The 13,955-nt window shown below is 64.9% G+C and carries 12 protein-coding genes; 1 reads left to right on the top strand and 11 read right to left on the bottom strand.

Annotated elements, in window-relative coordinates; translation table 11 throughout:
- Positions 1–80: 80 nt before the first annotated feature.
- The 8 genes from der to ndk all read right to left on the bottom strand — a co-directional run bounded on the left by der (position 81) and on the right by ndk (position 9,075).
- Positions 81–1,418: a ribosome biogenesis GTPase Der gene (gene der / locus CDN36_RS02255; protein WP_150556944.1), complete on the bottom strand. Its 1,338-nt coding sequence runs from the start codon at positions 1,416–1,418 to the stop codon at positions 81–83.
- A gap of 76 nt (positions 1,419–1,494) precedes the next feature.
- On the bottom strand, positions 1,495–2,667 hold the full coding sequence (bamB, locus tag CDN36_RS02260; RefSeq protein WP_353846840.1) for an outer membrane protein assembly factor BamB: 1,173 nt from the start codon (positions 2,665–2,667) through the stop codon (positions 1,495–1,497).
- 98 nt (positions 2,668–2,765) lie between these two features.
- On the bottom strand, positions 2,766–3,395 hold the full coding sequence (locus CDN36_RS02265) for a YfgM family protein (RefSeq protein ID WP_150556946.1): 630 nt from the start codon (positions 3,393–3,395) through the stop codon (positions 2,766–2,768).
- 32 nt (positions 3,396–3,427) lie between these two features.
- Positions 3,428–4,816 carry a histidine--tRNA ligase gene (hisS, locus tag CDN36_RS02270; RefSeq protein WP_287495895.1) on the bottom strand — a complete coding sequence of 463 codons (1,389 nt, stop codon included), beginning with the start codon at positions 4,814–4,816 and terminating at the stop codon, positions 3,428–3,430.
- Between the two features lie 33 nt (positions 4,817–4,849).
- Positions 4,850–6,130, bottom strand: coding sequence for a flavodoxin-dependent (E)-4-hydroxy-3-methylbut-2-enyl-diphosphate synthase (gene ispG, locus CDN36_RS02275; protein ID WP_150556948.1), 1,281 nt, complete (start codon positions 6,128–6,130; stop codon positions 4,850–4,852).
- 18 nt (positions 6,131–6,148) lie between these two features.
- The gene (locus tag CDN36_RS02280; protein WP_150556949.1) at positions 6,149–7,207 is read right to left on the bottom strand and encodes a helix-turn-helix domain-containing protein; all 1,059 of its coding nucleotides are present in this window, start codon (positions 7,205–7,207) and stop codon (positions 6,149–6,151) included.
- A 261-nt stretch (positions 7,208–7,468) separates the two neighbouring features.
- Positions 7,469–8,590: a dual-specificity RNA methyltransferase RlmN gene (gene rlmN / locus CDN36_RS02285; protein WP_287495896.1), complete on the bottom strand. Its 1,122-nt coding sequence runs from the start codon at positions 8,588–8,590 to the stop codon at positions 7,469–7,471.
- Positions 8,591–8,649: 59 nt separating this feature from the next.
- Positions 8,650–9,075: a nucleoside-diphosphate kinase gene (ndk, locus tag CDN36_RS02290; protein ID WP_023596525.1), complete on the bottom strand. Its 426-nt coding sequence runs from the start codon at positions 9,073–9,075 to the stop codon at positions 8,650–8,652.
- A 403-nt stretch (positions 9,076–9,478) separates the two neighbouring features.
- Between ndk and CDN36_RS02295 the strand changes: the two genes are divergently transcribed.
- Complete coding sequence (locus CDN36_RS02295) at positions 9,479–10,180, top strand: Bax inhibitor-1/YccA family protein (protein ID WP_150556951.1); 702 nt, start codon at positions 9,479–9,481, stop codon at positions 10,178–10,180.
- A gap of 126 nt (positions 10,181–10,306) precedes the next feature.
- On the opposite strand, the gene rlmD is transcribed toward CDN36_RS02295, so the two are convergent.
- From rlmD to rpoS, 3 genes are all read right to left on the bottom strand, one after another.
- On the bottom strand, positions 10,307–11,881 hold the full coding sequence (rlmD, locus tag CDN36_RS02300) for a 23S rRNA (uracil(1939)-C(5))-methyltransferase RlmD (protein WP_287495897.1): 1,575 nt from the start codon (positions 11,879–11,881) through the stop codon (positions 10,307–10,309).
- 100 nt (positions 11,882–11,981) lie between these two features.
- Positions 11,982–12,758 (bottom strand): 3'-5' exonuclease, encoded by a 777-nt coding sequence (locus tag CDN36_RS02305; RefSeq protein ID WP_150556952.1) that lies wholly within the window; start codon positions 12,756–12,758, stop codon positions 11,982–11,984.
- 93 nt (positions 12,759–12,851) lie between these two features.
- Complete coding sequence (gene rpoS / locus CDN36_RS02310; RefSeq protein ID WP_150556953.1) at positions 12,852–13,943, bottom strand: RNA polymerase sigma factor RpoS; 1,092 nt, start codon at positions 13,941–13,943, stop codon at positions 12,852–12,854.
- Positions 13,944–13,955: the final 12 nt, after the last annotated feature.

Raw genomic sequence — 13,955 nt, forward strand, 5'->3', positions numbered from 1 at the left:
TGTGCGCGCTTCCCGCCCTGACTCCCACACTATAGCTGATTTTGCTAGGCTCGCCAGCAAAACCCCGCCCGGGACTGGCGTTACTCGCCCTTGGCGTAAGGGTTCGCGCTGTTGCGGAACTCTATGCGTAATGGAGTGCCCTTCAACTTAAAAGTTTCGCGGAAACGGTTCTCGAGATAGCGGCGATAGCTGTCCGTCACGCCATCGAGATTATTCCCGTGAATGACGATGATCGGCGGATTCGACCCACCTTGGTGCGCGTAGCGCAGTTTCGGGCGCGAAAATCCGGAACGGCGCGGCTGCTGGTGCTCCACGGCCTCGTTGAGCGCGCGCGTGAGCTTGGGCGTGGGCAGTTTGCTCATGGCCGCGGCATACGCCTCGTCCACCGAGCGCATCAGCGCGCCGATGCCCGTGGCCCGGGCCGCCGAAATGAAGTGGAAGTTCGCAAAACTCAGGAATTTGAGCTTTCGCTCGAGTTCCTGCTTGGTCTGATCGCGCGTGTATTCGTCCAGACCGTCCCATTTGTTCACGCCGACGACCAGCGCACGGCCCGACTCGACGATGAAGCCCGCAATGTGGGCGTCCTGATCGGAGATGTCCTGGCGCGCATCGAGCATCAGGATGACGACGTTCGCGTCGGCGATCGATTGCAGGGTCTTCACGACCGAGAACTTCTCGATCGCTTCGAACACCTTACCGCGGCGGCGCAGTCCAGCCGTATCGATGAGCGTGTAATGGCGGCCCTGGCGCTCGAAATCGATATGAATCGAGTCGCGCGTGGTGCCGGGCATGTCGAACGCGATCACGCGCTCCTCGCCGAGCAGCGTGTTGACGAGCGTCGATTTGCCGACGTTCGGGCGGCCCACGATGGCAATTTTCACGCGGCCGTCGTTCTGCTCGTCGTCCTCGTTTTCGTCCTGATCGGCGTAGAACGGCGCAATCGCCTCGTCGATCACCTCCTTGACGCCGTCGCCGTGCGCGGCCGAGATGGCCAGCGGATCGCCGAGCCCCAGCTCGTAGAAATCGTTGGCGACCGCGGTGTATTTCATGCCCTCAGCCTTGTTGACCACGAGCATGATCTTGCGGCCGGTCTTGCGCAGATACTCCGCGATGATCTGGTCCTGCGGCGTGAGCCCCTGGCGTCCGTCGACGATATAGATGACGACGTCGGCCTCGACCACGGCCTGGCGCGTCTGCTTGGCCATCTCGTGGAAGATGCCGTCCTTGGCCACGGGTTCGAAGCCGCCGGTATCGATCACCAGATACGGGTGCTCGCCAACGCGCCCCTCGCCGTAGTGACGGTCGCGCGTGAGCCCGGGCATGTCGGCGACGAGCGCGTCGCGCGAGCGGGTCAAACGGTTGAATAGCGTCGATTTGCCGACGTTGGGGCGCCCTACGAGCGCGATCACGGGTTTCATGAATAAGCCCTAAAACGAAGACGGCCGGCGCGCTGCCGGCCGTTCCCGGAGTTGCCCGGGTGCTGCCGGTTGCCGGTTACTCCGGACGGAAGCCGTAGATGTTGCCGTCGCGCGTCTGTACGACCAGCGTCTGGCCGGCCAATACCGGCTGCGCGCTGATGGCACCGCTGAGCTTGACGCGGGCGAGAAAATCGCCGTTGTCGCGCGACAGGAAATGCAGATAGCCCTGCTTGTCGCCCACCACCACGACACGGCCCAGCGCCAGCGGCGCCGACAGGTCGCGGTACTTGAGCTTGTCGTTCTGCCACAGTGTACTGCCATCGACAGCGCTAAAGGCGTACACGGCGCCGTCGGTATTGACCGCCGCCACCACGCGCTCGTCCTGCGACACGCCGTTCGGCGACGAGAAGTCGCGCGCCCACAGACCGTTGCCGGTCTGCGCGTCCACGCAGCCCACGCGGCCCTGGAAGCTCGCACCGCAAATCTGACGGCCGAAGACGACAGGCGAGCCCGTCACGTCGTTCACGCGTTCGACTTCTGTCACGCCCTTCGGGTAGGACAGCGGCGTGATCCACAGCGGGTTGCCGGTGTTGGCGTCGAGCGCGACGAGCTTGCCGCCCGGAAAGCCGGTGACCACCGCGCGGTCGCCCACGAACGTCATGCCGGTGCCGGTGCGCAGCGTGAGCGTCGAGACCGGCTGCGAGTACGACCAGCGCACCGAACCGGTGCCCGCGTCGAACGCCGTCACGCGGTTGTTGATGGCGCGCACCACGACCAGACCGCGGCCCACCAGCGGCGCGGTGAGCACTTCGCTGCCTGCGTTGGCCTTCCAGGCCTGCTTGCCGTCGTGATCGAACGCGATCACGTCGCCCTTGTGCGTGGCAACGACGGTCGTCTCGCCATCGCTGCCGGGACCGGCGGTGATGCTCGTATCCGCCTTCGCCGACCACGTCGTCGCGCCCGTGACGGCGTCCACGCGAACGATGCTGCCGTTGGCACCCGCCGCAAAGACGGCGTCGCCCACGGCAACCGGTGCAAAGCTGTATGCACCCGCCTTGCCGACGCTCGCCGTCCAGGCCTGCTTCACGGTCAGCGCCTGCTTGATCTCCGTGAGGGGCGTGGGCTCGTGGGCCGGCTTGCTGCCGAAGAGCCCGCAGCCACCCAGCGTGCCCAGCACCGCCAGCGTCAGCACGGCACCGAAAATGCCGCGGCGCGCGGGGACCGGCGGCTCGGCCTGTGACGTGGCCATCGTTTGCGGCATCGATCGACGGAAGTCGTTAAGGATCATCATGTACCCGGTTATGCGTTATGGGAGGGTAATACTTGCCAACGGAATGCCGACGCGCCTCAGGCCCCCAGCGCGTCGAGCTTGAACTGCACGAACTGGCGCATGCCCGCATCCTGCTTGTCGAGCTTCTCGAGCGCCAGCTTGTACGCGGCGCGAGCGTCGGCCACCTTGCTCTGCGCGACGAGCACGTCGCCGCGGCGGTCGGCAAACAGGCCCGCGTATGCCGCCGGCGGATTGTCGAGCAGCTTGAGCGCTTCGTCGAACGCCTTCTCGTCGAGCAGCACACCGGCCAGACGCAGCTTGGCGAGCTGCCTGTACTCGTCGTCCTTCGCATTCGATACGGCCCACTGCAGCTGCGCCTTGGCGCCCGCGACGTCGCCGGCGTCGGCGAGCGACTTCGCGGCGAGCAGTGCCGTCATCTGCGCATACGGCGTGCCGTTGTACTTGCTCTCCATGTCCGACGCGATACGCGCCACCTTCGCCTTGTCCTTCGCGTCGATGGCGTTCTCGAGCTCGCCGTAGAGCACGCCCGCCTCGACCGTCTGCTTACGGTCGTAGTAGCGCCACAGATTCCAGCCGCCATAGGCCAGCATGATGACGACCAGCGTCCAGATAACGTAATTGCCGTACTGCTTCCACCAGGCCTTTACGTTCTCGATCTGTTCCTGTTCCTCGTGATAGCTGCTCATTCGCCGGGGTTCTCCGTGTCTGGCGTCGTGGATTAATGAAGGGTTTCGTTGCCCGCGCCGCCGTCGGCCAGGCTTTCGCTCACGCTTTCGTTCACACTTTCGTCGGCGCTCGCCACGATGGCGTCGATCAGATGTTCGGCGAGCGCGTCGAACGCCACGCTCGTCTGGTTGTTCGTCTGATCGGCCGCACGCAGATGCTTGACCACGGCGGCGCCCGAAGCAACCTCGTTCTCGCCGATGATCACGGCGAAGTTTGCGCCACTGGCGTCGGCCCGCTTCATCTGCGACTTGAAGCTGCTGCTCTTGCCGTCGGGGCTGCAGTGAAACACCACGTTCAGGCCCGCATCACGCATGCGTTCGGCCGCGACCAGCGCGGGCGCCACGGCACTCTCGCCCTGATGCACGACGTAGACGTCCGCCCCTTCGGCCTGCGGCGCCAGATCGTCCTCGCGCAGCAGCTCGAGAATGCGCTCGACACCCATCGCCCAGCCGCACGCCGGCGTGGCGTCGCCGCCCAGTTGCTCGATCAGCGGATCGTAGCGACCACCGCCGGCGACCGTGCCCTGCGCGCCGAGCTTGTCCGTCACCCACTCGAACACCGTCAGGTTGTAGTAGTCGAGGCCGCGCACCAGACGCGGGTTGATCGTAAACGGAATGTTGTTCGCCTTGAGCAGCGACTGCACGCCCTCGAAGTGCTTGAGCGACGCCTCGCCGAGATAGTCGATGAGCTTCGGTGCGCCTTCGACCATCGCCTGCATCGCCGGGTTCTTCGTGTCGAGCACGCGCAGCGGGTTCGTGTAGAGACGGCGCTTGCCGTCCTCATCGAGCAGATCGGCATGCTTCTCGAGGTAGGCGATCAGATCGGCACGGTGACGTGCGCGCTCGTCGCTCTGCCCCAGCGAGTTGAGTTGCAGATGAATGCCCGTGAGCCCGAGGTCGTCCCACAGGCGCTGGCACATCAGGATGATCTCGACGTCGGCGTCCGGGCCGGCCAGACCGAGCGCTTCCACGCCGACCTGGTGGAACTGGCGATAACGGCCGCGCTGCGGCTTCTCGTGGCGGAACATCGGGCCGAAATACCACAGGCGCTTCGGGCCGCTGTAGAGCAGATTGTGCTCGAGCGTCGCGCGCACGACGGCCGCCGTGTTCTCGGGGCGCATCGTCAGTTGCTCGCCGTTGAGCGAGTCGGTGAAGCTGTACATCTCCTTCTCGACGATGTCGGTCACTTCGCCGATACCGCGCGTAAAGAGCTGCGTGTGCTCGAGAATCGGCGTGCGGATCTGCTGGTAGCCATATGCGCGCAGCATGGCGCGCACCGATTCTTCGAAAAACTCCCACAGGGCTTCGTCCTGCGGGAGGATGTCGTTCATGCCTTTGACCCCGGCCAGCTTGGCGGGGCGCTTCTTCTTCGCTTCAGTCATATTCTCTTGTGTCGTGCCAGCTTACCCGCCGACTTACGCGGCAGCCGCCCCTGCGGCCTGCCCGTAGCGCGTCTTCACGTATTCGTCGACGATCTGCTGGAATTCTTCGGCGATGTGCTCGCCGCGCAGCGTGCGCACCTTCTCGCCATCGACGAACACCGGCGCCGCCGGCGATTCGCCCGAGCCCGGCAGGCTGATGCCGATGTTCGCGTGCTTCGATTCCCCCGGACCGTTCACGATGCAGCCCATCACGGCGACGTGCATGTTCTCGACGCCCGGATATTGAGCCTTCCACACCGGCATTTGTTCACGCAGATAAGTCTGAATGCTCGACGCCAGTTCCTGGAACACCGTGCTCGTGGTGCGGCCGCAGCCCGGGCAGGCGATGACCATCGGCGCGAAGGCGCGCAGGCCCATCGTCTGCAGGATCTCCTGGGCCACCACGACCTCGCCCGTGCGCGCACCGCCCGGCTCGGGCGTGAGCGAGATGCGAATGGTGTCGCCAATGCCTTCCTGGAGCAGCACCGCCAGTGCCGCCGTCGACGCCACGATGCCCTTGGACCCCATCCCCGCTTCGGTCAGGCCCAGGTGCAGCGCGTAGTCGCAACGCCTGGCCAGTTCGCGATAGACCGCGATCAGGTCCTGCACCGCGCTCACCTTGCACGAGAGCAGAATCTTGTCGGCCGACAGCCCCACGCGCTGCGCGAGCGCCGCCGATTCGAGCGCCGACGTGATGAGCGCTTCGTACATCACGCTCTGGGCTTCCCACGGGGTCGCGCGCGCGGCGTTCTCGTCCATGATGCGCGCGAGCAGCGACTGGTCCAGGCTGCCCCAGTTCACACCGATGCGCACCGGCTTGTCGTACTTGATCGCCATCTCGATCATCTGGGCGAACTGCGTGTCGCGCTTGGCGCCCTGCCCGACGTTACCCGGGTTGATGCGGTACTTCGACAACGCCTCGGCGCACGCCGGGAAGTCGGCCAGCAGCTTGTGGCCGTTGTAATGGAAGTCGCCGACGAGCGGCACCATTACGCCCATGCGGTCGAGCTGGTCGCGAATCGCCGGCACCGCCGCGGCGGCTTCCGGCGTGTTCACCGTGATGCGCACGAGTTCCGAGCCGGCCTGCGCCAGTTCCTTGACCTGAATGGCCGTGCCGATCGCGTCTGCCGTGTCGGTGTTGGTCATCGATTGCACGCGAATCGGCGAGTCGCCGCCGACCGTCACGAGCTGGCCGCCCCAGCGAATCGCGACCTTGCGCGACTGACGGCGCGGCGCCGGACCGCCAATGATCGGCATGCATTCTACAGAAGCCATGTTTACCCTCTTTCGGTCTTACTGGAGCGTCAGACGCGCCACGTTGCCCGCGTTGCGGGACTTGATCTCGACCGGTTGACCGTTGAATTCCAGCGACTCGACGCCCGCGACGTTACCCACGACGATCCTGAGCGGCGCATCGCCCGTAATTTCCTGTTCGGCACCTGCACGCATGAGCTGGGAGAAGAGCACCTTGCCGCTCTTCGAACGCACTTCGATCCAGCTGTCTGCCTTCAGGCGCAATGCAATCTTGCCATTGCCCGGCGTTCCCGCCACGGCAGCCGACGCGGCCGCCGGCGCCGATGCCGGCATGGACGCCGCCGTAGCCGCACTTGCGAGCCCCGCCACGACGTGTGTCGGATCGGCGGCGGCAATCAGCCCCGGGCCGGAGGGCGCCGCAGCGCTCGCCGACGCGTTGTTCGCAGCGTTGTCCGCGGCGTTGGCGTTGGCCGCGCCGTCTGCGCCCGGCGGCGTACCGTTCGCATCGGCGACGACCGGCTGGCTCGCCGGCTCGGCGGCATCCGTCGCGCCCTGCGTCGATGCGGCGCTTGCGAGATCGGCCGGCTCGGTCGCACCGCGTCCGGCCTTGTGATTGTTGCCGAAGTACCAGGCGGCGCCCGCAATGACCACCAGCGCCGCGAGCGCCCACGGCCACTTGGCCTGCGATGCGGCCACCGGCGAGCGAAAGCGCACGGGGCTCTTCGGAATGCTCGGCTGCCCCGACTGCGGCTGCGGGATCTCGATCGGCGGCGTGCGGCCGTAACGGCGCAGCGGCTCGATCATCGGCTCGGGGTCGCCACCGAGCATGCGCGCATAGCTGCGCACCACCCCCTGGATAAACGGAATTCCCGGCAAGGCATCCCACTCGCCGGCTTCGAGACGCTGGAGTTTCTGCACCGACACCTTGAGGCGCGCCGACACGTCTTCGATCGACATGCCGCGCTTTTCGCGCAATGCCGCCAGTTGCGCCCCCACCGGCGCTCCCAGCTCTGCCAATCCGGCGGCCGGTCCCTGCGACTGACCTTGGCCCTGAGCCTCGGCCTGTCCGCCTGCATCCGCCTGATTCTGGTTATCCATCGATACGCCCCCGTTCGTAAGCAGCCGCCCGCAGCGGCTGAGGATATGCTGACGACAGTCCCGCTACGTCACCGACCGTGCACTCGGCGTGAAGATCTGCGCGGCGCATCGGACGGTTCGGCGAGGAACTGACGGAATCGCGCGAGACGCGAAACGCGCCCCGCGCAAGGAATGCTGTAGTGCGAGACTGATCCGACGGGCGGCACGGCGCGCGCTGGGCCGACGGCCCTCGCCACGGTCCAAGCCCGCCCATGCGCAACCTCATACGGTACGCACCTCGACCGCGATTTTCCCGAATTTTCCTCGCTGCGCAAGCCGCGTGCGGTCTTGCACTTCGCCGGCGAGCTGACCGCATGCGGCGTCGATGTCATCGCCGCGCGTCTTGCGCACGGTCGTGACGAGGCCCGCGTCGAGCAGGATTTGCGCAAATCGCTTGATCTGCGGGTCCTTCGAGCGCAGCAGGCCGGACTCGGGAAACGGATTGAACGGAATCAGATTGAACTTGCACGGCACGTCCCGCGTGAGGGCAACGAGCTCGCGCGCATGCGCTTCGGTGTCGTTCACACCGTCGAGCATGCAGTACTCGAACGTGATGAAGTCGCGCGGCGCCACTTCGAGGTAGCGCTCGCACGCGCCCATCAGTTCGCGCAGCGGATATTTCTTGTTGAGCGGCACAAGCACGTCGCGCAGGGCGTCGTTCGGCGCGTGGAGCGAGACGGCCAGCGCCACGGGCAGCTCCTTGCCCAGGCGGTCGATCATCGGCACCACGCCCGAGGTCGACAGCGTGACGCGGCGACGCGACAGCCCGTAGGCGTTATCGTCGAGCATCAGGCGCATGGCGCCCACGACGTTGTCGAAATTGAGCAGCGGCTCGCCCATGCCCATCATCACCACGTTGGTGATGACGCGCTCGTTCTTGCCCTCGCGCCCCAGGTCGCGGCGCAACGCGAACTCGGCCATCCACAACTGGCCGATGATTTCGCCGAGCGACAGATTTCGCGAGAAACCCTGCTTGCCGGTCGAGCAGAACCGGCAGTTGACGGCGCAGCCCGCCTGCGATGAAACGCACAGCGTGCCACGCGTCTCCTCCGGGATGTAGACGGTCTCCACCGCATTGCCATTGCCCACGTCGAGCAGCCATTTGCGCGTGCCATCGGCCGACAAGTGGTCGGTGATGACCGCCGGCGCGGCGATCGTCGCACGCGTGTGCAGCTTCTCGCGCAGCGACTTGGCCAGATCGGTCATGCCGTCGAAATCGGCGGCGCCCATCTGGTGGATCCATCGCTGAAGCTGGCGGGCGCGGAACGGCTTCTCGCCGAGCGTGCCGCAATAGGCGGCCAGACCGTCCGGATCGTAATCAAGCAGATTCGTAAGGTTGGTCATGGCCGTAGTCCGTCAAACATCCCTTCGGTATCTTCCTGCTATCGAGCGACTGACGCGGCTTAGCGCGCGTAGACGTTCATGCCCGGGAAGAAGAAAGCCACTTCCACGGCGGCCGTTTCGGCGGCGTCCGAGCCGTGCACGGCGTTCGCGTCGATGCTGTCGGCGAAGTCGGCGCGGATCGTGCCCTTTTCCGCCTTCTTCGGATCGGTGGCGCCCATCAGTTCGCGATTCTTCGCGATGGCGTTTTCACCTTCGAGAACCTGGATCATGACCGGGCCCGACACCATGAAGTCGACCAGATCCTTGAAGAACGGGCGCTCCTTGTGCACGGCGTAGAACTGTTCGGCTTCAGCGCGCGACAGGTGCACCAGCTTGGCAGCGGCGATCTTCAGGCCAGCGCCTTCGAAACGGCTGTAGATCTGGCCGATCACGTTCTTGGCAACGGCATCGGGCTTGATAATCGACAAAGTGCGTTCGACTGCCATGAAAAACTCCAAAAAATTAAGCAGTTATATAACCAACATGAACCCGTAATTGTAGCACGAAGCCTGTTATGATGGGGACGGAACCTAGAGTACGCACACCGCTCAAACGCAGGACGGCCGGGCGATCCGGCTTTTCGGCAAGTTGATGCAAGGCGACGATTTCGATGCCCTCCCATGATGGAAGGGTCGCCCGGCGCACCCGTGGATTGAAATTGGGGTTTTTCGCCCAAATATTTTCGGAAACGTCCAGGCGATTTTCCGGACGTCCCGGAGTAAGCTTCAACTTGAGCGGCAAGCCAGACGAACGGCTGCGGGGGATTTGCCGGCATACGCCGGCATCGTATGCGTCAAATGGCGCCAGCCGGTCCCGCCGGCGGTGCAACGACCACGGAGAACTCAATATATGAACCAGGATTTCCAACGTTTCGGCTACAGCGGCGCCGGCGGCATCACGACCGTTCAGGTTCGCAACAAGGTGCTGCGCAATACGTACTGGCTGCTTGCCCTGTCGATGTTGCCGACGATCGCCGGGGCCTGGCTGGGCGTGACTTATGGCTTCGCGCTCTTCGCGGGCAGCCCGATGGTCAGCGTGATCGCGTTCCTCGCGATCGCGTTCGGTTTCATGTTTGCCATCGAGCGCTTCAAGAACAGCGGCGTCGGCGTGGCGCTATTGCTCGGCTTCACGTTCTTCATGGGCCTGATGCTCACGCGCTTGCTGAGCTTCGTGCTCGGCTTCTCGAACGGCGCGTCGCTCATCATGCTCGCCTTCGGCGGCACAGCGGTGATCTTCGGCGTGATGGCGTCGGTTGCCACGCTCAGCAAGCGCGACTTCAGCGGCCTGGGCAAGTGGCTGTTCATGGGCGTGCTCGTCATCCTGCTCGCCTCGATCGCCAACATCTGGCTGCAGTTGCCGGCGCTCATGCTCACCGTGTCGGTCCTGGCCATCGCCATCTTCTCGGCCTACATCCTGTTCGACGTGCAGCGCGTGGTAAACGGCGGCGAGACGAACTATGTCACGGCCACGCTGGCAATCTACCTCGACCTGTACAACATCTTCACCAACCTGCTTGCCATCCTCGGCGTGCTGGGCGGCAACCGCAATTAACATCTTCAATTAACATCTTTGGCGGCCGGCGCGGGCATGCCCCGCACCGGTGCCGAGACGAGAAAGCCAGTCCCGAGGGACTGGCTTTTTTGTTGGGCGGTCGCTCACGCTCGCGCCGGCGCGCCCTCAGCGCGCCCTCATTCCGCCCTCGTCCTCGTCGTGCTCGTGAATCACGCCAGCACCGCCTGCCGCGCCGCCAATCGCCTCGACGCCCTCATCCGGAGTGGCCGCTTCGCCCGTCACAGCGCCCGTCGAATCGTCGGCTGCCGACACGCGCATGCGCGGCACCCATGGCTTGCCAATACTCTCGTGCTCGAACACGGCCATCGATTCCACGTGCGACGTGTGCGGGAACATGTTGACAACGCCCGCGAGCGTCAGACGGTAGCCGGCTTCATGTACGAGCAGACCCGCGTCGCGCGCAAGCGTTGCCGGACTGCAGGACACATACACGATGCGCTTGGGCAATCCTTCGTAGCCCTGCTGCGCGAGCACCGCCAACGCCTTGGAGACGGCCAGCGCCCCCTCTCGCGGCGGGTCGATCAGGTAACGGTCGAAGGCGCCGAGCGCGCGGATATCGTCCGGGGTGATATCGAACAGGTTGCGGCAGGCGAACTCGGTGCGATCGGCCACGCCGTTGCGCTGTGCGTTGGCCAGCGCCCGCTCGGTTAGCGCCGTGCTGCCTTCGATGCCCATGACCGTGCCCGCACGACGGGCGAGCGGCAACGTGAAGTTACCCAGACCGCAGAACAGATCGAGCACGCGCTCGTTCGACTTCGGTTCGAGCAGCCGTAGCGCCCGATGCACGAGCACGCGATTGATCTGGTGGTTGACCTGCGTGAAGTCCGTCGGCTTGAACGGCATCCGGATCTGATATTCCGGCAGCGTGTAGTGCAACTCGGGCTCGAGGGGGTAGAACGGAACGGCCGTGTCCGGGCCCTTCGGCTGCAGCCAGAACTGGACGCGATGGGCGTGCGCGAACGCGCGCAGGATGTCTTCGTCCGCGGGCGTGAGCGGCTCGAGAATGCGCAGCACGAGCGCGGTCACATCCGCGCCGATTGCGAGCTCGATCTGCGGCAGTCGCTCGCGGATCGACAGCGACTCGACCAGCCGGCGCAGCGGCACGAGCATGTCCGAGACATGGCGTGGCAGCACTTCGCACGAGTCCATGTCCGCGACGTAGCTGCTCTTGCGCTCATGAAAACCGATGAGCACGCCTCCCTTCTTCGGCACATAGCGCACCGTCAGACGCGCGCGAAAACGGTAACCCCAGTCCGGACCCTGGATCGGGCGCAGCATCGCTTCGGCCTTCACCTTGCCCAGACGGGCGAGGTTGTCCTCGAGCACACGCTGCTTGATGGCAATCTGCGCACGTGGCTCCAGATGCTGCATCGAGCAGCCGCCGCATTTGCCGAAATGCGGGCATTGCGGCCTGGCGCGCGTGGGGCTGGCGCGCAGCACGTCGATGGCTTCGGCCTGTTCAAACTTGGGCTTGCGGCGATAGCTCAGGTAAGTGACGCGTTCGCCCGGCAGCGCGCCTTCGACGAAGATCACTTTGCCGGGCTTGTACTCCGGCGTGCCCGGCTCGCCCTCGGGCGCGGTGCGGCCGACGCCGCGCGCTTCCATGTCGAGCGATTCGATATCGATGATGCCGGGCTCGGCACCGGGCCGGCCGCGCGAGTTTCGGGAGGAGCGGGTCACGTATTCGTTCTCATGTGCGACAGCAAACCCGGCATTTTAATCGATTCGCACGCCGCTCATGTACACCGCTGCCCGAGATTCACCGCCGGCGCGCCGGGTTTCAGCCCCAGGCGTCGAGATATTCCTTCCAGTGCGGCGCGGATTCCTGGGCGAGCGATCGTTTGACGAAGTCGATTTCCTGCTCGTACTCCGCCTGGCGCAAACCGCCGCGCATCAATTGGTAGCGGCAGTACACCAGATAGGTGTTCACGACGTCCGTCTCGCAGTAATTGCGAATCTCGTCGAGCTTGCCTGCGCGATAAGCCTCCCACACCTTGCTGCCGTCCATGCCCAGCTTGCCCGGGAAACCGCAGAGTTTGGCCAGATCGTCGAGCGGTGCGTTCGCGCGCGCCTGGTACATCGCCAGCAGGTCCATCAGGTCGAGATGGCGCTGATGGTAGCGGCTGATGTAATTGTTCCACTTGAACTCGCGATCGTCTTCGCCCATGTCCCAATAACGCGGCGCGGCAATACCATGGATCATGGCGCGATAGTGCAGCACCGGCAGATCGAAGCCCCCGCCGTTCCACGACACGAGCTGCGGGGCGTACTTCTCGATCGTCCGATAGAAGCCCGAGACCAGCGCCGCCTCGCCGTCCTCGAGCGAGCCGAGCGACTTCACGCGAAAGCCGTCGCGATCGCGAAAGACGCACGAGATCGCCGCCACGCGCTGCAGATGCAACGGCAGGAAGTCGTGCCCCACCTTTTCGCGACGCGCGGCGAATGCCGCCTCGGCGACGGCGTCGTCGGACAGCCCGGTGTAGGCCGGCTCGAGGCGACGCAAGCCGTCGACGTCGGGAATCGTTTCAATATCGAAGACGAGTACGGGAGATGGCATGTGAAAACTCTGGGAAAAGGTCAACCGTGCGCCGCCCGGGATGCGCGTGGCACGGTGAAGTCGGGAAACGCCCGAGGCAATCGCCGTCGACGCTCAGAGCACGGCGTCCTTGCGCACGCCGTTCGACGCGAAGTAGCGCTTGAGCTTCACGAGCGCCTCCTGCTGGATCTGGCGTACACGCTCGCGCGTGAGCCCCATCTCGTCGGCCAATTCCTCGAGGGTGGCGGGCTCGACGCGATTGAGACCGAAGCGACGCTCGATCACGTAGCGATGCTTGGCCGACAGTCGCGAGAGCCACAGTCGCATGAGGTCTTCCAGCTCGCGATGCTGCACCTCCTGCTCCGGCGCTTCGCTGTGATCGTCTGAGAGCAGGTCGAGCAGACTGCTGCCCGGGTCGATTTCGAGCGGCGCGTCGAGCGACGCGACGTGCTCGTTGAGCGCCAGGATGTCGGTGATTTCTTCCGGCGTCTTGCCGGTCAGATCGGCAATGTCCTCGATGCTCGCTTCGCGCTGCTCGCCGCCGTCGATGTAGGCCGCGCTCTTTTCCAGATGACGCTTGGCGCGCAGCACCTGATTGAGTTCGCGAATCACGTGTACCGGCAAGCGCACGGTACGCGCCTGATTCATGATGGCACGCTCGATGCTCTGGCGAATCCACCACGTGGCATACGTCGAGAAGCGAAAGCCGCGCCCCGGGTCGAACTTCTCGATGGCGTGCATCAGGCCGAGGTTGCCCTCCTCGATCAGATCGAGCAACGGCACGCCGCGATTGAGATAGCCCTTGGCGATGCTGACGACCAGGCGCAGATTGCGCTCGATCATTACCTGACGCGCGGCGAATTCCCCGGCCTGCGCCCGCGTGGAGAAGTCGAGCTCCTCGGCCGGGGTGAGCAACGGCTTGACGCTGATGCGGTTGAGATAGTGCTGAACGGTGTCGGCCGTGAGCTCGGCCTGCAGGACGGTGCCGAAGTCGTCGGCGTCGGCGGACTTGCGCTTGCGTGCGGCGCCTTCGCCGACAACGTCCGCGGCGTCGGACGACGAAATGTCGTCATCCTCCGCCTCGCGCTCGTCGAAAGCGTCGTCCACATCCTCGTCCTGCCGGGATTGCCGATCGTCGATGTCCTGATCGGGCTCCGGGGCAGCGAGGTCTTCCTCTTGCGAAGTACGACGCTTTCTCTTGAGCATTCGACCCTGCCT

Source organism: Pandoraea sp. CB10b_02, from assembly GCF_002216225.1.
Taxonomy (GTDB): Bacteria; Pseudomonadota; Gammaproteobacteria; order Burkholderiales; family Burkholderiaceae; genus Pandoraea; species Pandoraea nosoerga.